This window comes from uncultured Faecalibacterium sp., from assembly GCF_900066275.1.
Lineage (GTDB): Bacteria > Bacillota > Clostridia > Oscillospirales > Ruminococcaceae > Faecalibacterium > Faecalibacterium taiwanense.
Map to the genome: position 1 here is coordinate 26221 of NZ_FMFG01000020.1, position 19088 is coordinate 45308.

Sequence of the window (19088 nt, forward strand, 5' to 3'; positions counted from 1 at the left end):
TTTAGCCCTTGAGTGCCACGGTCAGCGGAACAGTAGCCTTATAACCGCCGTTTACGATCTGCAGATAGCTCACCCAAGTCGTATCCGGTTCGATATCCTTGCACTTTTCGAGCAGGCTGTCCTTAACGTCATCGTAGTTAATCATCTCATTCGGGTTGCTCTTCAAATCAAAAACCTTGTTGACGGTCACTTCCACATTGCGAGGCTGTACACCGCCAGTAGTGAACATCAAAGTAAGGAACACCGTGCTCTTGCTTGCTCCCTTGTGCACAGGAACATTAGCAATGTTCATGTTGCCGTTATTGATGATGTCAACTTCATCAGTGCTGCTCAGCACATAGCCCTCCGGCAGCTTCTCGGCGGGGATCAGCTTCGGGTCGTACCTCTTTGTGCCCTTCAGAACCTTCGTCTCGAAGATGCCGTTAACGCTATCGCCAACACCCTCACCACTTTGATCATCCACAAAATTAACGCGCAGATCAACGCTGGTCACCTCGGGAACATCGGGCACATCAGTGCCGGGGACATTACCGCAGCCAGCCAGAACACCGGCAGCAGCAACAGCCAGAGTAGCGACACCTGCGCCCTTCAGGAACTGACGACGAGAGATATTAGACATAATAATCAACCTCACAATCTTTTTGCATGCCCCGATCACTTTTTTGTGGAGCCTGCCTTTCCTATATAGTACCCCCCCCTGTAATATTTTGTCAAGTAAAATTTCAACAAAAAAGCAACACCAATAGGGCGGAGGCCTTGTTGGCCGCCACCCTGTTGGTGCTATTTGAGTTTTTTCAAAAAACTTCTGTGCCAGGAAATCAGAGCTTGGTCACAATGAAGACAGTCCCGAAGGGACGAACCTTCAACAGCTCTTCCTCCGTGCCGTAGTCGGTGCTCAGCTTGTAGCCGTCCGGCAGCTGAATATCAGCAGCGCTGACGCCAGTTGCATCGACTGCAACCTCAGCCTTAGCCTCAATGAAGTTGTTCGGCAGCTCCAGCAGTTTGACATCGATGGTCTTCTTGGTCGGAGTCATGGTCACATCAGTCACGAAGACGATGATGTACTCACCCTTGCTGTCGTCCTTGCGGATTTCAACAACAGCGTTCTCGTTCTCCAGATGGTAATCTTCGGGAAGCAGCTTCTTATCGATGTCAGCAACCTTCACAGAGTTCTCGGTCTTCAGAACATCAATCTTGGCAGTCTCACCCACAACGTTGGTCACACCATTGCCTTCGTCCTTCATGAAGATAACCGTAACAGGACGAGTGGTCACACCGGGGACATCGGGGACATCGGGGACATCATTGCCAGAGCAGCCAGCCAGCACACCGGCAGCAGCAACAGCCAGAGCAGCCACACCTGCGCCCTTGAGGAACTTACGACGAGAGATATTAGACATAATAATCAACCTCACAATCTTTTCTGCATGCCCCCATCACTTTTTTGTGGAGCCTGCTTTTCCTATATAATACCCCCCCCCGTAACAGTTTGTCAAGTGGTTTTTGGCATCTTTTTCCGCCGGATGCAGAAAAACAGGAGCGACCAAGAGAAAATCGTAAGTTCGGTCAAGCCCGGCAAAAGGGGCCGCTGCACGGAATGCTGTGCGGCGGCCCCTTCTGTTCTATGCTGTTTCCCTTCATTCTCAACATGTCTTGTTTTCATCTTCTGTCTGCTCGTCCTTCTCCTTTGCCGCCCGCATCAGCCCGGCAAACAAAAAACCCAAATTGACCCCCAGAATAAAACCCACGATGCCTGCCGCCAATACCATTGCGCCACCTCCTTTCTTCTACCATATTTTACCATGTATCATTTGTCGGATGCAATCGCAGCCTGTCGCAAAAGGCAAAATCACTGCCCAACGTGCAAGCTTTTTGCGCCGGAGCGTTGCAAGACTCTGCCGCATCTGCTATACTTTTGACAACACTTATATAAAGGAGGTGCTCTTTATGTCTGTTATGGATACTCTTGTCAGCCGCCGCACCTACCGCCGCTTTGCACAGAAAGCTGTTCCGCAGGATGTGGTGGATGATATCGTCGAGGCCGTCCGCCTGTCCTCCTGCGGAGCCAACCGTCAGGCTGTGCGTCTGGTGGTGGTGAACAAGCCCGAGGCGGTGGCAAAGGTGCAGCCGCTGGTCAAGTGGGCTGCCTATCTGCCGCCGGAGCAGGGCACGCCCAAAGCCGACGAGCTGCCCACCCTGTATGTGGCCGTGGTGCAGGACACTTCCATCCCCGGCGACCTTGCCACCGATACCGGCATCGCCCTTGCCAACATGACCCTTGCCGCATGGGACAAAGGCGTGGGCAGCTGCATCATGGGCGCGATCAACAAGCCTGCCCTCACCGAACTGCTGGGCATTGAAGAACCGCAGAAGCTGGCATTCATGGTGGCGTTCGGCTACCCGGCCCACAAGGCTCACATTGTGCCGCTGACGGCTGAGACCGGCGTAAAATATTATCTGGACGAGAACCGGGATTACTGCGTGCCAAAGCGGAGCAAAGAAGAGATCGCAAAATATCTATAATTTGTATATATACATTTCTTCGGCCGCATTTTTTGTATAATTGTTTTCAATTCGGTTTCAATTGATGAGATTTTTTGCACAAGTATTGACTTTTCAATTTGTACAATCTATACTAAATTCGTTCGCCAGATGTTCGATGAATCGCATCGTTCCGGCGTACCGCAAAAACATACAGTACATTTGAGGAGTGTTTGAATATGAAAAAGATTTCTCGTCGCAGCTTTCTGGCAGCTGCTGGTCTGTCCGTTGCCGCTCTGGCTCTGACCGCCTGCGGTGGTTCTTCCGCAAGCACCGCTTCCTCCGTGGCAAGCTCTGCTGCTTCTTCTGAAGCTGCTTCCACCAGCGCTGCCGCTGGCGAGCTGACCACCGTTGAGGCCGGCAAGCTGACCATGGCTACCAACGCTGCCTTCCCTCCGTATGAGATGACCACCGATGCGGGCGAGTTTGAGGGCATCGACATCGAGACTGCTCAGGCCATTGCTGACAAGCTGGGTCTGGAGCTGCAGATCGATGATATGGACTTTGACGCTGCTCTGCTGAGCGTGCAGCAGGGTAAGGCCGATATCGTCATGGCTGGCGTTACCGTCACCGACGAGCGCAAGGCTGTGATGGACTTCTCCGACAGCTACGCTACCGGCATCCAGTCCATCATCGTTCCCGAAGGCTCCGATATCGCCTCTCCGGATGATCTGGCAGGCAAGAAGATCGGCACCCAGCGCGGCACCACCGGCTACATCTACTGCTCCGATGACTTCGGCGACGACAATGTTGTGGCTTACGACGACGGTCTGACCGCTGTGCAGGCTCTGAACAATGGTCAGGTGGATGCAGTTGTCATCGACAACGCTCCCGCCAAGGAGTTCGTTGCTGCCAATCCCGGTCTGGTCATTCTGGATACCAGCTACGCCGAGGAAGATTACGCCATTGGTATGGCAAAGGGTTCTTCTCTGGAAGATGCCGTCAACGCCGCTCTGGAAGAGCTGAAGGCTGACGGCACCCTGCAGTCCATCGTGGACAAGTACATCACCGCTGAATAATCAGCTGGCTGATAACGGAACCACGGGGAGGCAGCCCCCAACTGGGGCACCTCCCCTTTTTTGGAAAAATAAGGTTACAAAATTCTAACAAAACAGGAAAGTGAGGATGCGAATGGCTGCTCAATACGAACTGCTCAAAGAGCTGCTCAACAGCGGCACCAAGCTCAGCTTCGGGCAGGAGTTCTTCTTCAAATTTTATCAGGCCTTCATCCTGAAAGACCGCTGGACGCAGTACATCAACGGCGTGAGCACCACCCTGCTGGTCACTGCCATTGCGCTGGCACTGGGCATCGTACTGGGCAGCGTGGTAGCTCTGGTGCGTGTAGCACACGACCAGCAACGCCCCGGCCACAAGAACCCGGTGTTGGGCTTCTTCAACATCATCTGCGAAATTTACACCACCATCATCCGCGGCACGCCCATGATGGTGCAGCTGCTCATCATGAGCATGGTCATCTTTGCCAACAGCCGCAACTTTACCATGGTGGGTGCGCTGGCACTGGGCATCAACTCCGGTGCCTATGTTTCGGAGATCATCCGCGGCGGCCTGATGGCCGTTGACCCCGGCCAGATGGAGGCCGGACGTAGCCTTGGCCTGAACTACATGACCACCATGGTGGTCATCATCATCCCGCAGGCCATCCGTGCGGTGCTGCCCGCACTGGGCAACGAGTTCATCGTCCTGCTGAAGGATACCTCCCTGATCACGGTCATCGGCGGCAAGGAGCTGCTGTACGCCGCGCAGGGCATCATGAACCGCACCTACGAACCCATGTTCCCGCTGCTGGGTGATGCACTGATCTACCTTGTGCTGGTCATGCTGTTCACCCGTCTGCTGGCAAAGTTTGAGAGGAGGCTGGCTCAAAGTGACCGATAAAATTCTGGAAGTCCGCGGCCTGACAAAAACCTACGGCGGCGAAAAGAAGCCGGGCGCAAAGCAGCCCACCCCCACTCTGGACGTGCTGAAGGGCATCGATATTGATATTTACCGCGGCGATGTGGTCTGCCTGATCGGCCCCTCCGGCTGCGGAAAATCTACCTTTCTGCGCTGCCTGAACCGGCTGGAGATTCCCTCCTCCGGCAGCATCAAATTTGAGGGCACCGAGGTGGACGAAGCCCACATCGACGCTGTGCGCCAGAAGATGGGCATGGTGTTCCAGCACTTCAACCTGTTCCCGCACCTGACCGTGAAGAAGAACCTTGAGCTGGCCCCCACCCTGCTCAAGCTCAAGGATAAGCAGGCCATTTCCGACAAGGCCGACGAACTGCTGGCCCGCGTAGGCCTGTCCGACAAGGCCGACGCCTACCCCAAGAGCCTGTCCGGCGGCCAGCAGCAGCGTATTGCCATTGCCCGTGCCCTTGCCATGGATCCGGACGTAATCTTGTTCGACGAGCCCACCAGCGCCCTCGACCCCGAAATGGTGGGCGAGGTTCTGGAACTGATGAAGGAGCTGGCCCACACCGGCATCACCATGCTGGTGGTCACCCACGAAATGGGCTTCGCCCGTGAGGTGTCCAACCGCGTCATCTTCATCGACGACGGCAAGATCCAGGAGGACGAGCCGCCGCAGGAACTGTTCACGAACCCGAAGCATCCCAGACTGAAAGCATTCCTTTCCAAGATGCTGTAATACTTTTCCACATAGAAAACGCTCCGCTGTGCAAAACACAGCGGAGCGTTTTGTTGTACTTCGTCAAAAATTATGGTATAATGCAAATAAGGCGCTGATTGCAAAATTGGTGGTCATGCTTTCTATCCCGTATCGCTGCTTCTTTTCACATAGAACGAAGCAGAGGTTCCGGGAGGAAACTTTTTTGGGGAAGTACCCTGCCCGGAGCCTTGAAGGCGAAGGGAGGGATATCGGATGACTCTGTTGGAAACTCTCGCACTGCTTACGTTCATTCTCACGCTGCTGGGTCTGATCGTGGATGTGATCCGCCTGACCGTCGAGGTTATGGCAAAGTTTTCCCAGACGAAAAGCGATGATAACAAAAAAGATTGACCGCCTACAGTTACCAGCCGAGCGGTCAATCTTTTTGACTAACGGGATGGAAAGCTGACCTTTGCAGTCAGCGCCCCTTCTGTTTGTAGTATAACTTTTTTCTGTCGCTCTGTCAAGGGCGACCTTTTTTACGTGTTACAGATTATTTTCTCCGTTTCCGCTTTCGCCCTGCTCGCTGGTATACAGCACCATCAGATGGTTGGCGCTCTCTTCCAGCTGGGTCTTGGCCTGACGGAGATTGGCTTCCTCGTTTTCATTCATCTTTTCGGGCTTATCCTTGCGCAGGCAGCGGCGGAGGTTGGCAAGGTCCGTTTTGATGCGGTTCTTCTCGTCCTTGTCCAGCTCCTTTTTGCATTTGGAAAGAGCCTCGTCCACCTTGTAGGCCAGCACCTCGGCCTGATTGTGCAGGTCTAAGCGCTCCTTGCGGCGGCTGTCCTCGGCCTCGTAGGCGGCAGCGTCTGCCATGGCGCGCTGGATCTCATTTTCCGAAAGGTTGGTGCTGCCGGTGATGGTGATGTTCTGCTCCCGGCCGGTGCCAAGGTCTTTGGCAGACACCTTCACCACGCCGTTCACGTCGATATCGAAGGTAACTTCGATCTGCGGTTTGGAGGAGAAGCTTGCCCGAATGCCGGTGAGCTTGAATTTGCCCAGACTCTTGTTGTCGCGGGCAAAGTGGCGCTCGCCCTGCAGCACGTTGATCTCCACACTGGTCTGCATGGGCCGTGCGGTGGTGAAGATCTGGCTCTTGCGGGTGGGGATCATGCTGTTGCGGGTGATCAGCGGGGTGGCCACGCCGCCCAGCGTCTCAATGGAGAGGGTCAGCGGGGTCACATCCATCAGCACAAGGCCCTGCGCCGCTGCGCCGGTGGCACCGGCCAGCTTGCCGCCGCCCTGCAGCAGACCGCCCTGCACAGCCGCACCCATGGCAACACACTCGTCCGGGTTCAGGCTGTGGCTGGGTTCGCAGCCCAACAGCTCCTTCACCTGACGCTCCACCGCAGGCATCCGGGTGCTGCCGCCCACCAGCAGCACCTTTCCCAGCTGGCTGGCAGAAATGCCTGCATCCCGCAGCGCATTCTGCACGGGAGCCACTGTGCGGGCCAGCAGGTCGCCGGTCATCATTTCGAACTGCGGGCGGGAAAGCGAGATATCCAAGTGGTGAGGGCCGTCCTTGCCCACTGCGATAAAGGGGAGGTTCAGCTGTGCCGACGGCGCGGCAGAAAGCTCCTTCTTTGCCTTTTCGGCTTCCTCTTTCAGTCGGCCCATAGCTGCCGGGTCGCGGGAGAGGTCGATGCGATCCGACTTTTTGAACTCGGCCACGGCATATTCCACGATGCGCTGATCGAAGTCGTCACCGCCCAGATGGGTGTCGCCGCCGGTGGCAAGCACCGTAAAGGTCCCGTCCTCGATCTCGATGATGGACACATCAAAGGTGCCGCCGCCGAGGTCGTAGACGAGGATCTTCTGCGATGCTTCGTTATCCAAACCATAGGCCACAGCGGCAGCAGTAGGCTCGTTGATGATGCGCAGCACGTTCAGGCCTGCAATGCGGCCTGCATCCTGCGTAGCCTTGCGCTGGCTGTCGTCGAAGTAGGCGGGCACCGTGATGACCGCTTCGGTCACCGGCTCGCCCAGATAGCTCTCGGCATCGCGGCGGATCTTGGCCAAGATCATGGCGCTGATCTCCTGCGGGGTCAGGTCTTTGCCGTCGATGTGCACCCGGTAGTCACTGCCCATATGGCGCTTGATGCTGGAGATGGTGCGCCCGGAATTTGTGGCGATCTGGCGCTTGGCCGCGCCGCCCACCAGACGTTCACCGTCCTTCGTGAAGGCCACAACGCTGGGGGTGGTGCGCTCACCCTCCGCATTGGTGATGACCACGGGCTTGCCGCCCTCCACCACTGCCACACAGGAATTGGTCGTGCCGAGATCGATGCCGATTACTTTGCTCATACTGTCTGTTTCCTCTCCGGTGCTGTGCATCTTGGGCGCAGCTCTTCAAATCATTTCCGAGTATATCTTACCGTCCCGATATGACGATTTTTTAGTCCAATTGTAAAGATTCCATGTCGTAAGCTGTGGCTCTGGCAGGCAGTTCACTGGTCAGTTCCCGGATGAGCTGGTCGGCTTCGGCCAGCCACTGCTCTGCGTCCGGCTCGTGCTCACGGGCCTTGATGGAAAAGCCCTGCCTTGCTTCTGCGGCCAGTGCCAGCGCCTTTTTGCGGCTGGTGTAGCGCGTTTCGGTCTGGGCCACACGCAGGCACACCTGCGGAGTGTACTCGATATCCGGCATATGGGCTGCGTTGGCGCGGGCACGGCGGTAATACAAAAGTGCCCGGCCATTGTCGCCCCGGGCAGCGCAGTCATCGCCCAGTGCAATGTTGGATAAGATCTCGCCGCTGTCCGCTGCTTCCTTCCACATGCGGCGGGCCTTGGCACGGTTCGTGCGGGTGCCGCGGCCCTTATAAATACAGTCTGCCAGCAGGGCAAGTCCCATGGCACTGCCAAGCTCGGCTGCTTTTTCAAAGCATTCCACAGCCTGCGCCCAATTGCCCTTGCGGGCGGCTTCCTTTCCGGCATCTGCTTTCTCATCACCGGGGTCTTCCGGCGTATGACCCGCGTGCAGCAAACCGTTGAGCAGAGCGCCGTCCAGCGTAGCCGAGTGGCTCCACGGGTCCAGCACCACGCCGTCGATCCCCTCAGTGGAAAGGGCCAGCTCCATGGCATCCTGCAGGGTGTAATCTGCCATTGGCCGGGCAGAAGTGCTGCGGTCGGCGCAGGCCGCAGCTGCAGAGGTGAACATAGGCAGCCATGTGCGGCCCTTCTCGTTGCGCAGGGTCCACAGCTGCAGGTCCTTAGCCTTTGCCGTGGGCACCGGATGCTCCGTCCACGGTGCAGGCGTGTTGTGCACCGTCAGTGCCGTGCGCAGCGGCACCAGAACATGGGTCTCCATTTCCAGTGCATAGTTCAAAGCGCCCATCAGCGTCCAGAAGCTTTCTTCGTTCTGGCCTTTATATAAATTTTCCACTGCCTGCTCAAAGGCCGGGCAGCCGGTGCCCGCCGGGCTGTAGGCCGGAGCGTTCTGCCGATGCTTGCGGGTGCCCACCGGGCGCAGCCGGATGCCGCCGTCTTGTCTTTTTGCCATCTGCTCACCATTCTTCCAGTTTCTAGTCAATTTTTAGTATAGCAGGAAATGGCTTTGGGTACAACGCCTATCTGTATGTATCCATTTTTCCCTGCTCAAAAAAAGCGGGGTGCCAGATCAGCTTCTTCTGGCACCCCGTTAAAAATACATTTTTCCTGAAACGCCTTATTCTGCGTCCAGATCGTCTTCGGTCTCAGCAGCAATATAGATCGGTCTGTGCTTTGTTTCAAGATATGTTTTGGCAAGGTACTCGCCCGCAATTCCCGTACACAGCAGCTGCACACCACTGCACAAAAGGATAATGCAGACAAGGCTCGGCCAGCCGGAAGTAGGGTCGCCGAACATCAGTGCACGCACCACCACGATCATGATGCCTACAAACGCCAATACGCAAAAGGCAAGGCCAAGGCCCGCCGCCATCAGCAGCGGAGCTGTGGAAAAGCCCACAATGCCTTCGATCGAATATTTGAGCAGACCCCAGAAGTTCCACTTTGTTGTGCCCGCCACACGCTCTACGTTTTTGTAGTCGATCCACTTTGTTTTAAAGCCGACCCAGCTGAAAATACCCTTGCTGAAGCGGTTATATTCCGCCATGCTCAGCACGGCATCAGTCATTTTGCGGCTCATCAGGCGGAAGTCTCTTGCTCCATCCACGATCTCTGTATCCGAGAGCTTATTGATGATCTGATAAAACTTTTTGGCAAACCAGCTGCGAACGGGCGGTTCACCCCCGCGTGTCGTGCGGCGGGTGGCCGCGCAGTCATATTCGCCGGAGAGCAGCAGCTCCAGCATTTCCGGCAGCAGCGAGGGCGGGTCCTGCAGATCCGCATCCATCGTTGCTACATAATCGCCCTTTGCCGCTTTTAATCCGGCATAAATGCCTGCTTCCTTGCCAAAGTTCCGGCTGAAGGAGATGTACCGCACACGGGCATCTTTCCGGTGCAATTCCCGCGCGATCTGCAGTGTGCGGTCTTTTGAGCCGTCATCCACAAAGATGAACTCAAAATCTGCTCCGTGGGATATTCCCATCTGCTGTGCGATCTTGCTGGCCTCTTTATAAAAAATGGGAAGTGATTCTTCCTCATTGTAGCACGGAACGACCAAACTTATCAGCATTCCTGTTTCCCCTTTTGTGCAATATTTAAAATCATTGTAGCATACCCCCACCCCGGTTTCAACCGTTTTCGGCATTTTGCCCGGCGGTTTTCAGCACACTTTTGCAATAAAAACATTTTCTATGGCTTTTTAAGTTTTTGTACGCTATAATAAGTAGGATTTCATAAACCTTATAATGCAAGAAAGCAAGAAAGAAGGAGTATCGCCTTGAACAAGATGCTAGGCTATCTGAAGGACTACAAGCGCGAGAGCGTGCTTGCGCCCCTTTTCAAGATGCTGGAAGCCACGTTCGACCTGTTCGTGCCGCTGGTCATGGCGGATATCGTGAACATCGGCATTGCCGCCCACGACTTCCACTATATTCTTGTGCGGTGCGGCATTTTGCTGCTGCTGGCCTTGATCGGCCTTGCCTGTAGCCTGACGGCACAGTATTTTTCCGCAAAGGCGGCCGTGGGCTATTCCACAGCTCTGCGCCACGCCCTGTTTGAGCACATCCAGACCCTGAGCTTTACCGAGATGGACACCCTCGGCACCAGCACCCTGATCACCCGTATGACCAGCGACGTGAATCAGGTGCAGAGCGGCCTGAACCTGTTTTTACGCCTGTTCCTGCGCAGCCCGTTCGTGGTGATCGGTGCCATGGTCATGGCCTTTACGGTGAATTCCCGTGCAGCGCTGATCTTTGTAGTGACCATCCCGCTGCTGAGCGTGGTGGTGTTCGGCATCATGGCTGCTACCCGGCCCCTGTACAAGACGGTACAGAATCGCCTTGACCGGGTGCTGGGCCTGACCCGTGAAAACCTGACCGGCGTGCGCGTGGTGCGCGCTTTTGATAAGGAAAAGAGCGAGGTAGAGCGCTTTGAGAATGCCAACGACCTGCTGACCAAGATGCAGCTCCATGTAGGCCATATCTCTGCCCTGATGAATCCGCTGACCTATGTGCTCATCAACATTGCCATTGTGGCACTGCTATATGTGGGCAGCATTGAGATCAATGTGGGTGGCATGGCTTCCGGCGACGTGATCGCGCTGGTGAACTACATGAACCAGATCCTTGTGGAGCTGGTCAAGCTGGCAAACCTGATCGTGCAGGTGAGCAAGGCACTGGCCTGCGCAGGCCGCGTGCAGGCTGTGCTGGACACCACGCCCGGCATGGCCTTCCCGGAAAAGCTTCTGGGCGAGGTGCCCGCCGAAAAATCCGGCGATGCCGTGCGCTTTGAGCACGTAAGCCTGACCTATGCGGGTGCCGGTGCACCCAGCCTTTCCGACATCAGCTTCACTGCAAAGCGCGGCCAGACCATTGGTGTCATCGGCGGTACCGGCAGCGGCAAATCCAGCCTTGTCAACCTGATCCCCCGCTTCTACGATGCCACCGAGGGCACGGTGGAGATCATGGGCCGCGATGCCCGGAACTATCCCCGTGAAGAACTGCGCGGCAAGGCAGCCATGGTCATGCAGAAGGCCCAGCTCTTTGGCGGCACCATCCGCTCCAACCTGCTGTGGGGCAACAAGAATGCCACCGATGCGGACCTGTGGGCTGCACTGGAAACAGCACAGGCTGCGGAGTTCGTCAAAGCCAAGCCCCTTGGGCTGGACGAGCCTGTGGAGCAGGGCGGTCGCAACCTGTCCGGCGGACAGAAGCAGCGCCTGACCATCGCCCGCGCCCTTGTGGGCAAGCCGGAAATTCTGATCCTTGACGACAGCGCCAGCGCACTGGACTACGCCACCGATGCTGCTCTGCGCAAGGCACTGGCTGCTCTGCCCGGCAGCCTGACCGTGTTCATCGTGAGCCAGCGCGCCGCCAGCCTGCAGCACGCGGATCAAATTCTGGTGCTGGACGACGGCCATCTGGTGGGCATCGGCACCCACGACCAGCTGCGCCAGACCTGCCCCGTCTACGAGGAGATCTACGAGAGCCAGTTCAAGAAAGGGGATGCGCAGAAATGAGTGCAAAAGCAAAAACAAAGCTGACCCCGCAGCAGCGCAAGGCCACCTTGACCCGTGTTCTGGGCAAGATCAAACCTTATTCCCTGTTTGTGGTGTGCAGCCTTGTGGTGGCCGCTGTGAGCGTGGGCGCACAGCTGTATATCCCCATCCTCTGCGGCAGCGCCATTGATATGATGCTGGGCAAGGGTGCCGTAGATTTTGGCGGTGTGATGCGCATTATCATCGAGGTGCTGGTGGTTGCCGGTGTGGCCGCTCTTGCGCAGTGGCTGCTGAGCGTGTGCAACAACCGCATCACCTTCCTTGTCAGCCGCGACCTGCGCAACGAAGCCCTGCGCAAAATTCAGACCCTGCCGCTTTCCTACCTCGACAGCCACCCCTCCGGCGATATCGTCAGCCGCATGGTGGCCGATGTGGATACCTTTGCGGACGGCCTTCTGATGGGCTTTACACAGCTGTTCAGCGGCGTGCTGACCATCCTCGGCACCCTGCTGTTCATGCTCAGCGAGAATGTGCCCATCACGCTGGTGGTGGTGTGCATCACCCCGCTGAGCCTCGTGGTGGCAAGCTTCCTTGCCAAGCGCAGCTATGGTTACTTCCAGAGCCAGAGCGCCGTGCGCGGCGAGCAGACCGCGCTGGTCAACGAGATGATCGAGGGCCAGAAGGTGGTGCAGGCCTTCGGCCACGAGGCCGAGAGCCTTACCGCCTTTGACGAGGTGAATGGCCGTCTGCAGGACGTGAGCCTGAAGGCCATCTTCTTTTCCAGCCTGACCAACCCCGCCACCCGCTTTGTGAATAACATCGTGTACGCAGGCGTGGGCCTTGTGGGTGCCGTGTACGCGGTGCGGGGCGGCATCACCATCGGCCAGCTGAGCGTGTTTTTGAGCTACGCCAACCAGTACACCAAGCCCTTCAACGAAATCTCCGGCGTGGTGACGGAGCTGCAGAACGCACTGGCCTGCGCCGCCCGCGTGTTTGAGCTGCTGGATGCCGACGATCAGGTGCCGGAAGTCGAGAACGCCTCCGTGCTGCAGCCGGACGGCCATGTGCAGCTGGAGGATGTTTCCTTCCGCTACCTGCCCGACCGCCCGCTGATCGAGAGCCTTTCCCTCGACGTAAAGCCCGGCCAGCGCATTGCCATCGTCGGCCCTACCGGCTGCGGCAAGACCACCCTCATCAACCTGCTCATGCGCTTCTATGATGTGAACGGCGGTTCCATCAAGGTGTCCGGCACCGACATCCGGGATGTGACCCGCGCTTCCCTGCGCGGCAGCTACGGCATGGTGCTGCAGGATACATGGCTGCGGGCCGGTACCGTGCGGGAAAACATTGCCTACGGCAAGCCGGATGCAAGCCTTGAAGAGATCGTGACAGCAGCCAAAGCCGCCCATGCAGACAGCTTCATCCGCCGCCTGCCGGAGGGCTACGATACCGTCATCGCCGAGGACGGCGGCAACATCAGTCAGGGCCAGAAGCAGCTGCTGTGCATTGCCCGCGTGATGCTCTGCCTGCCGCCGATGCTGATCCTGGACGAAGCAACATCCTCCATTGATACCCGCACCGAGGTGCGTATCCAGAAAGCTTTTGCCCGCATGATGCAGGGCCGTACCAGCTTTATTGTGGCGCACCGCCTTTCCACCATCCGCGAGGCGGACGTGATCCTTGTGATGAAGGACGGCCACATTGTGGAGCAGGGCAGCCACGACGAGCTGCTTGCTGCAAACGGCTTCTACGCCAAGCTCTACAACAGCCAGTTCGAGGGCGTGGAGACCTGAGAGTTCCTGATAATAATAACAAAAAGGAGCGATGCGCTGCATCGCTCCTTTTTGTTATTATTTGCTTTCAACTTTCTGCACGATGGGTTCATCGGGCGGCGGCGTGAGGGTAGAGTGCTCCACGATGAACTGCTCCGCCCTCTCCCGGGCCAGACGCTGGCGCACCTTGCGTGCATCGTTGGCGGGGAAGGTGCGCTCGCCGTCCAGCTTGGCATCCCAGTGGGCAGCGGCTGCTTCCACCTCGGCGTCCGTGGGTGCAAGGCCCTCCTTTTCTGCCACCAGCAGAAGCCCCAGCCAGCTGCGCAGCTTGCGCTCTGCCTGCGCGTGGAGCCATGCACGGAACTCTTCCACCGTCTGGCCGCGCACTTTAAGGAACTGGTCAAAGTTGATGCCATTGGCCTGCAGGCTCAGGTTGAACTGGCGCTGCTCGGCAAAATAGTTACCGCCCACCAGCTGCTTTGGCAGCGGGCCTTTCACTGCATCGCCCAGCTGCCATACCAGCTCCTTGCGTGCCCGCTGCTCAGCCTGGGCACAGCGCTGTGCCCAGATCTCGCGGGCCACCTGCTGCCGCAGCGCCGCCTTGCCCGCTGCATCGGCTGCACGTTCTTCGTTGCCGTGGTGACGGTTGATCTCCAGTTCAATGGTCAGCTGCCGGATGGGGTGCGGCTCAATGGGCTGCACGAAACCGGTGTATGCTCCCACTTCCAGCGGCGGCAACGCGTAGAACTGCGCCCCCGCCCGGAAGCCCTCGGCCCGGTTCACCGCCAGCAATTCAAAATCCGGGTCGGTCACCGGCACCACATGGTACTCCTGCACCAGCTGCTCATACAGCGCCGAAAAGCCGCCAAGAATGGTGCGATTCACCGCCTCGGTCAGCAGACCGTCCTCTTCCTGCGGCGCGTCCGGCTCCGCCTGCACCTGCGCAACGGCTGCCGCCAGTTCCTCGGCACCGGCTGTAAATACCAGCCGGCAGTCGCCCGGCTCAGCCATGCCAAAATGTTCCAGTTTCATTCTCTTTTCCCCTTTCAGCGGGCAATGCCCACGGTCAGCACCAGCAGGGCCACACCTATCACGGCATACAGCACCTCGGCTCCCAGCGTGGCCCGGTCGCCTTCCACGTACATCTTCTCCGGGTCGTCGGGGTCATAGTATAAGGTGACGGTATCCCCCACCGCAAAGCTCTTGCCCCGCGCAGGCTTCGGGTAGTGCAGCCGATGGCTGCCGCCTGCGGTGGTAAAGGCCAGCACATAGGCACCGCCATCCCGGCTCTGCACGGTGCCCTCCACCGTGGCCGTGACCTTCTGCCCCTGCGTGCACAGCCTGCGCCGTGCCAGCACACTGCGCAGAGCCATAAAGAACATGATGCCTGCTCCCAGCAGGAAAATAATGATATTGAACATTCTGCATTTCCCTCGTTTTCTCAGTCTGCGCGCAGGACACCCTCCCGGCGCGTCCTGTTTATTGTATCACACTTTGGCAAAAATTTCGCCCTGCAGCTGCCATTCAGAATGCATCAATTTTCAAGCAAAATTTTGTCGAGAAAAATTAAAAATAATGCTTGACAATTCTGCCATATCTGGTATAATAACTATCGTTCCGAGCGTCACGCCTCACGAACAAAACAGAATATGCGGATATGGCGGAATTGGCAGACGCGTTAGATTCAGGTTCTAATCGGGGCAACTCGGTGGAGGTTCAAGTCCTCTTATCCGCACCAAACAATGAAAATCCGAACCTTTTCTCGATAGGAGAAGGGTTCGGATTTTTTGTTTTTTTCGGAAAGCAGAACGAAGGTGCTTTTCCAACCGCTGTGTGTCCGAAACCTTATCAGAAGAAAGACCGTATCACAAAGGTCACAACTGTAAAGGTGCCGTAAGGCAGAAAGGACACAAACATGAAGTACGATGAAAGAGCCTGCAAATTCAACATGGACACCGGGTGCGTGGAGCTTCTGCTCCGGGATGGGAGAAAAATCTCCATTGACTGCACTGGGGTCGAGGATGAATTGGACGTGACCATGGCGCAGAGGACGGAACTGGACTACCTCATCTACAACGATCCGTTGGGCTATGCAGATTTGATTCTGAACGGTGACCTGGAGAAATATTTGAAGAATGTGGCTGGAAGCCATGGGCTAGAAGATTAAGGGCAAAACAAAAAACAGGGTGCGCCCCTGAATAGGACGCACCCTGCCAAAAGCCACAGACGATAACGATATGTACAACAGGGAGTTCCCCAGTGGGAACTTCCTGTTTTTCGTTGTTTGCATGATGAGCCTGTTCTGCCTGCCATACGGCAAACTCCCGCTGGCCTTCCTCGCTGTTCCAGCAGGCAAGGATGGCCGGGTAGAATGCCCGTGCCAGACGGTCGATGATTTCATCGGGATAAGGGGAAGTGTTTGTGGACTTTTTCTTTTTGTTCAAACGCACGCTCCTTTGATCGTCCCACCGTGGCAAATTCGGGCGAGAAAATCAAAGTTCCAATTTTTATCAGGCGCAAGGGCGCGGATGCTTTCCGCCCTGCTCTTGCGGCTGGTGGCTCGTTGATGGCTTACAGATGTCTGCTGTTATGCGGTCTTTTCTTCTTCAAGGGCTTCTGCAAGAGCCTTTTCCAGATAGGTTTCGATTTCAGTCAGGTAGTTAGCAGGTCGCTGCATTGCGAAGCGGAGAACCTTCTGCTTTTCCGGGTCAGTGAAATAGCTGGGATTGTTTTTGAGCGTTTTCTTCCATGAGTTTTTCATCATTTCGGTCGCACGGCTCAAAGATTTGTAAACCTTCATAAACTCGTCCGGTACATGATAGCACCGAAATTCTTCTGTTTGTGGTGTGGGCATGGGAACGGGTTCCGCTTTTTCAGGTTCAAATTCTGCGCTGGCAGATTCCAACACTTCCAATGCCTCTGGATGCAGGATTTGAGCAAGGACATCTGAACGATGCTCGACACTTGCCTGCACAAGCTTGGACATTTCTTCGTTGGTGAACTTCACTTCGCCGGAAAAGACTTTCTGCTTGATGCCGGGAGAGAGATTATCTGCGATGTCGATGCCTCGTGTATAGTGGCTGGCACGAAGAACGGAGGCACGGCTGACACCGTTTTCCTCTGCGATCCGGTCGCAGGTTTTCTTCCCGGAGTGGTGGTTATCACCGTGATCACCACCACTTTTCTTTGCTAAAGTGTACTGATTGCCCCGAAAGATTTTTGCAGCTTTCTTCTCGGCTTCGTACTGCTTCCCCAGCAGGTAACGCTTTTGTTCGGGGGAAAGATTGCGCCGCCCCAGCTGATTCTTGCAAATCCAAGCGAGTGTTTCCTCACGATTTGCAAAGCGGAGCGGCATGGTAGAAAAGCAGATTTCGGGATGCTTCTGAAGAATCGCATAACGGTTGTGACCATCAACAAGGGTGTTACCCCAAACGATCAAAGGAGAGAGCAGCTTGCCCTCTTTCAGGATGTTTTCTTCAAGCTGCTTGAATTCATCATCGGTCAGAGGAGGAATCTGGGACTGGAACTCCGGGTCAATTTTCAGATTGATCATACGCACACTCCTTTATCTCTCCTGCTGCGTCTGCTCTTCCTCCCGGAAAAAGGACGCAACATTCTGCTTTGCGGTTTTCAGCTTGAGCAGTTCCTCTTTGGCTTCTTTGTACTGCTCGTAGAACTTTGCCTTTTCGGATGCCAGCTGCGCATACTCGGCTTCCAGCTTTTTCGGGCTGGGCAGCTTTGTGATGTTGTTTGCCTTGAAATAGGCTGCTGCCGCCCGGTACGCTGTCAGCTCTGCACGATGCTGTTCCTCAAAGGCTGCGGGTCGCTTGGCGGTCTTTAACTGCTGTGCGACATTCTTGGTGCTGGTATAGGCTGCGACATGATAGCGCAGCTCTTTGTTGGCCTTCATGCAGCTTTCGAGGTCTTTCACCACCGCCAGCGAGTCGTGATACTTGGCTTCCAGTTCGGCGATGCGCTGGTTCAGGGCGTCCTCGTCGGTCAAGCCCTTTTCCTGCAGAAGCTTCACGGTCTGTGCCATAACTTTGAGGTTGTGTTTCGTGAGCCAACGCTTATAGCCGATGCCCTTGCCCTCGGTCATCTTCGACTGGATGTCGATCAGTTTCCCGATGGTATCCTGCTTGAACTGCGCCTTGGGTTTGCGCTCGGTGTTTGCCTGCAACGTGGCAAGCACTGCTGCCTTATCGAACTTGTCACCGAGATGTCTTGCCCGGATGAACTTTGTTCTGCCAGCAGGCAGATAGCTGAGCTGCCCACGGCTTTCCTTGACGGCAATGCCGTACTGCTGCATGAGCCTATCGGAAAAATCCTCAAAACTCACAGCGCGATACAGCACCGAAGAAATCTGCTTCCGCAAAGTGTCCTTTACGGTTTCAAACTTCTTTTGCTGGGACGGTTGTCCGGCTGCGGTGAGGGCTGCGTTTGCAAGGTCGAGCTTCTGCTGACCGCGCCTGCGCGCCCAATACTCAGCTTCGCTCACACGCTCTTTCGAGCCGTTGAGCAGGTCGATCTGGTACAGTCCGGCACCCTCGCACAGCTCCATGACCTCGACACGGAGGTGCCGCATGGTCTGGGCGGTGCTGGAATGCTTCATACCCTCGCGCCAGTCGCGGGGCTTCTGCATATAGGGCTTGCGTTCCACCTCTCGTGTTCGGATGCTGTCGATCACGATGTGGACATGGATGTTTCCCGAATGGTTGTGCCCATCCGGGTGAGTGCAGACGATGGCAGGATGACCGGGAAAGTTTTCTTCGCAGAATTTCAGGCCAAGAGCCTGTGCCGTTTCCATGGTCAAGCCATTGTCGGCTGCATCGCGTGGGTCAAAGCTGATGATATACTGGTGACTCTTGATATCACCATGCTGGGTGTTCTTGCCATACTTGCGGTTCGCCAGCAGACAGGCCGTTGCGAACGAGAAATTGCCACACTCAAGTGTATCGAGCAGGTACGAATCCCGCAGCTTCGGCTTGCCCTGTTCATCCAGAAGTTGTTTTCCGGTGAACGCGTCGTGCTGGTAAACGAGGTACGCTTCGATGGCGGTGTAGTCCGAGTTTTTAGAGGCGATATGCTTGAGCGTTGCCATACAGTTCACCCAGAACTTTCTCGGCGCTGAGCCGGAATGCAGTCAGGTCTGCAAGTTCGTCAAGGAGTTTCGCTCGGATCTGCTCGGTGTCTGCACCGCCTGAATTGAAGTGCCTTGCAAGCTGGTTGATGTTTCCGCCCACCTTGCTGCACTGAGCAAGCAGGGTGGAAACAGCGGTCAGGGCTTCTTCGCCACCACCGGCAACGATGACTGTTTTCTCAATCTTGACGTTGTGAATGGCTCGGCGGATGAAAGTGGAGAGGGAGAGATTTAGGAGTTTGCAAGTGAGTTCCAGTGACGCTTTTTCCTCCGCTGTCACACGGAACTTGATGACGTGCGTTTTGTTGTTCGGCGTGTCGTGGTGCTGGGAATTGCTAGGAATCGGTTGAACATTCGTTTTGGTCATTGTACCTCCTGTCTGTTCGATAACTCCTCGGTGAAGTTATGTAAGCACGACACGCCGTT

The 19088-nt window shown here is 56.2% G+C and carries 20 protein-coding genes and 1 tRNA gene; 10 read left to right on the top strand and 11 right to left on the bottom strand.

From position 1 onward, the window contains the following. Window position 1 precedes the first annotated feature (1 nt). The 3 genes from QZL71_RS08235 to QZL71_RS08245 all read right to left on the bottom strand — a co-directional run bounded on the left by QZL71_RS08235 (window position 2) and on the right by QZL71_RS08245 (window position 1769). Window positions 2-619: a twin-arginine translocation signal domain-containing protein gene (locus QZL71_RS08235; RefSeq protein WP_294648456.1), complete on the bottom strand. Its 618-nt coding sequence runs from the start codon at window positions 617-619 to the stop codon at window positions 2-4. Between the two features lie 199 nt (window positions 620-818). Then, a complete protein-coding gene (locus QZL71_RS08240; protein WP_294648457.1) occupies window positions 819-1400 on the bottom strand; it encodes a twin-arginine translocation signal domain-containing protein in 582 nt (193 codons plus the stop codon). Window positions 1401-1643: 243 nt separating this feature from the next. Then, window positions 1644-1769: a hypothetical protein gene (locus QZL71_RS08245; RefSeq protein ID WP_005946513.1), complete on the bottom strand. Its 126-nt coding sequence runs from the start codon at window positions 1767-1769 to the stop codon at window positions 1644-1646. Between the two features lie 178 nt (window positions 1770-1947). Between QZL71_RS08245 and QZL71_RS08250 the strand changes: the two genes are divergently transcribed. The 5 genes from QZL71_RS08250 to QZL71_RS08270 all read left to right on the top strand — a co-directional run bounded on the left by QZL71_RS08250 (window position 1948) and on the right by QZL71_RS08270 (window position 5563). Next, window positions 1948-2523, top strand: a complete 576-nt coding sequence (locus QZL71_RS08250; RefSeq protein WP_044954313.1) for a nitroreductase family protein — start codon at window positions 1948-1950, stop codon at window positions 2521-2523. A gap of 197 nt (window positions 2524-2720) precedes the next feature. Next, on the top strand, window positions 2721-3560 hold the full coding sequence (locus QZL71_RS08255) for an amino acid ABC transporter substrate-binding protein (protein WP_294648458.1): 840 nt from the start codon (window positions 2721-2723) through the stop codon (window positions 3558-3560). 112 nt (window positions 3561-3672) lie between these two features. Next, on the top strand, window positions 3673-4437 hold the full coding sequence (locus QZL71_RS08260; protein ID WP_223388126.1) for an amino acid ABC transporter permease: 765 nt from the start codon (window positions 3673-3675) through the stop codon (window positions 4435-4437). Then, on the top strand, window positions 4427-5191 hold the full coding sequence (locus QZL71_RS08265; RefSeq protein WP_097776679.1) for an amino acid ABC transporter ATP-binding protein: 765 nt from the start codon (window positions 4427-4429) through the stop codon (window positions 5189-5191). Before QZL71_RS08260 ends, QZL71_RS08265 begins: the two co-directional genes overlap by 11 nt. A gap of 234 nt (window positions 5192-5425) precedes the next feature. Then, entirely contained in the window at window positions 5426-5563 is a 138-nt protein-coding gene (locus QZL71_RS08270; RefSeq protein ID WP_005946525.1) for a hypothetical protein, read from the top strand. 135 nt (window positions 5564-5698) lie between these two features. Here the strand turns inward: QZL71_RS08270 and dnaK are convergent, their stop codons facing one another. From dnaK to QZL71_RS08285, 3 genes are all read right to left on the bottom strand, one after another. After that, window positions 5699-7516: a molecular chaperone DnaK gene (dnaK, locus tag QZL71_RS08275; protein WP_294648459.1), complete on the bottom strand. Its 1818-nt coding sequence runs from the start codon at window positions 7514-7516 to the stop codon at window positions 5699-5701. A 91-nt stretch (window positions 7517-7607) separates the two neighbouring features. After that, window positions 7608-8708: an SseB family protein gene (locus tag QZL71_RS08280; protein WP_154261097.1), complete on the bottom strand. Its 1101-nt coding sequence runs from the start codon at window positions 8706-8708 to the stop codon at window positions 7608-7610. Between the two features lie 165 nt (window positions 8709-8873). Then, window positions 8874-9824, bottom strand: a complete 951-nt coding sequence (locus tag QZL71_RS08285) for a glycosyltransferase family 2 protein (RefSeq protein WP_294648460.1) — start codon at window positions 9822-9824, stop codon at window positions 8874-8876. A gap of 207 nt (window positions 9825-10031) precedes the next feature. Here QZL71_RS08285 and QZL71_RS08290 point away from each other — a divergent pair, with 207 nt between their 5' ends. Continuing rightward, on the top strand, window positions 10032-11771 hold the full coding sequence (locus QZL71_RS08290) for an ABC transporter ATP-binding protein (RefSeq protein ID WP_294648461.1): 1740 nt from the start codon (window positions 10032-10034) through the stop codon (window positions 11769-11771). Further along, a complete protein-coding gene (locus tag QZL71_RS08295; RefSeq protein WP_294648462.1) occupies window positions 11768-13543 on the top strand; it encodes an ABC transporter ATP-binding protein in 1776 nt (591 codons plus the stop codon). The genes QZL71_RS08290 and QZL71_RS08295 overlap by 4 nt, the downstream gene beginning before the upstream one ends. 57 nt (window positions 13544-13600) lie before the next feature. Here the strand turns inward: QZL71_RS08295 and QZL71_RS08300 are convergent, their stop codons facing one another. Both QZL71_RS08300 and QZL71_RS08305 read right to left on the bottom strand, forming a co-directional pair. After that, window positions 13601-14554, bottom strand: coding sequence for an FKBP-type peptidylprolyl isomerase (locus QZL71_RS08300; RefSeq protein WP_294648463.1), 954 nt, complete (start codon window positions 14552-14554; stop codon window positions 13601-13603). A 14-nt stretch (window positions 14555-14568) separates the two neighbouring features. After that, complete coding sequence (locus QZL71_RS08305; protein ID WP_154261093.1) at window positions 14569-14943, bottom strand: DUF3592 domain-containing protein; 375 nt, start codon at window positions 14941-14943, stop codon at window positions 14569-14571. 230 nt (window positions 14944-15173) lie between these two features. Here QZL71_RS08305 and QZL71_RS08310 point away from each other — a divergent pair. The 3 genes from QZL71_RS08310 (at window position 15174) to QZL71_RS08320 (ending at window position 16089) form a co-directional block, all read left to right on the top strand. Continuing rightward, window positions 15174-15260, top strand: a tRNA-Leu gene (locus QZL71_RS08310). A gap of 177 nt (window positions 15261-15437) precedes the next feature. Further along, on the top strand, window positions 15438-15689 hold the full coding sequence (locus QZL71_RS08315; protein WP_294648464.1) for a DUF6061 family protein: 252 nt from the start codon (window positions 15438-15440) through the stop codon (window positions 15687-15689). Between the two features lie 70 nt (window positions 15690-15759). Continuing rightward, window positions 15760-16089 (top strand): hypothetical protein, encoded by a 330-nt coding sequence (locus QZL71_RS08320; protein ID WP_294648465.1) that lies wholly within the window; start codon window positions 15760-15762, stop codon window positions 16087-16089. A 20-nt stretch (window positions 16090-16109) separates the two neighbouring features. Here QZL71_RS08320 and QZL71_RS08325 read toward each other — a convergent pair whose 3' ends face one another. From QZL71_RS08325 to mobC, 3 genes are read right to left on the bottom strand one after another with little or no spacing between them, the layout of a single operon-like run. Further along, window positions 16110-17075, bottom strand: a complete 966-nt coding sequence (locus QZL71_RS08325) for a hypothetical protein (RefSeq protein ID WP_294648466.1) — start codon at window positions 17073-17075, stop codon at window positions 16110-16112. Between the two features lie 12 nt (window positions 17076-17087). After that, on the bottom strand, window positions 17088-18623 hold the full coding sequence (locus tag QZL71_RS08330) for a relaxase/mobilization nuclease domain-containing protein (RefSeq protein ID WP_294648467.1): 1536 nt from the start codon (window positions 18621-18623) through the stop codon (window positions 17088-17090). Next, window positions 18595-19029: a plasmid mobilization protein gene (gene mobC / locus QZL71_RS08335; protein WP_294648468.1), complete on the bottom strand. Its 435-nt coding sequence runs from the start codon at window positions 19027-19029 to the stop codon at window positions 18595-18597. Before mobC ends, QZL71_RS08330 begins: the two co-directional genes overlap by 29 nt. Window positions 19030-19088 lie beyond the last annotated feature (59 nt).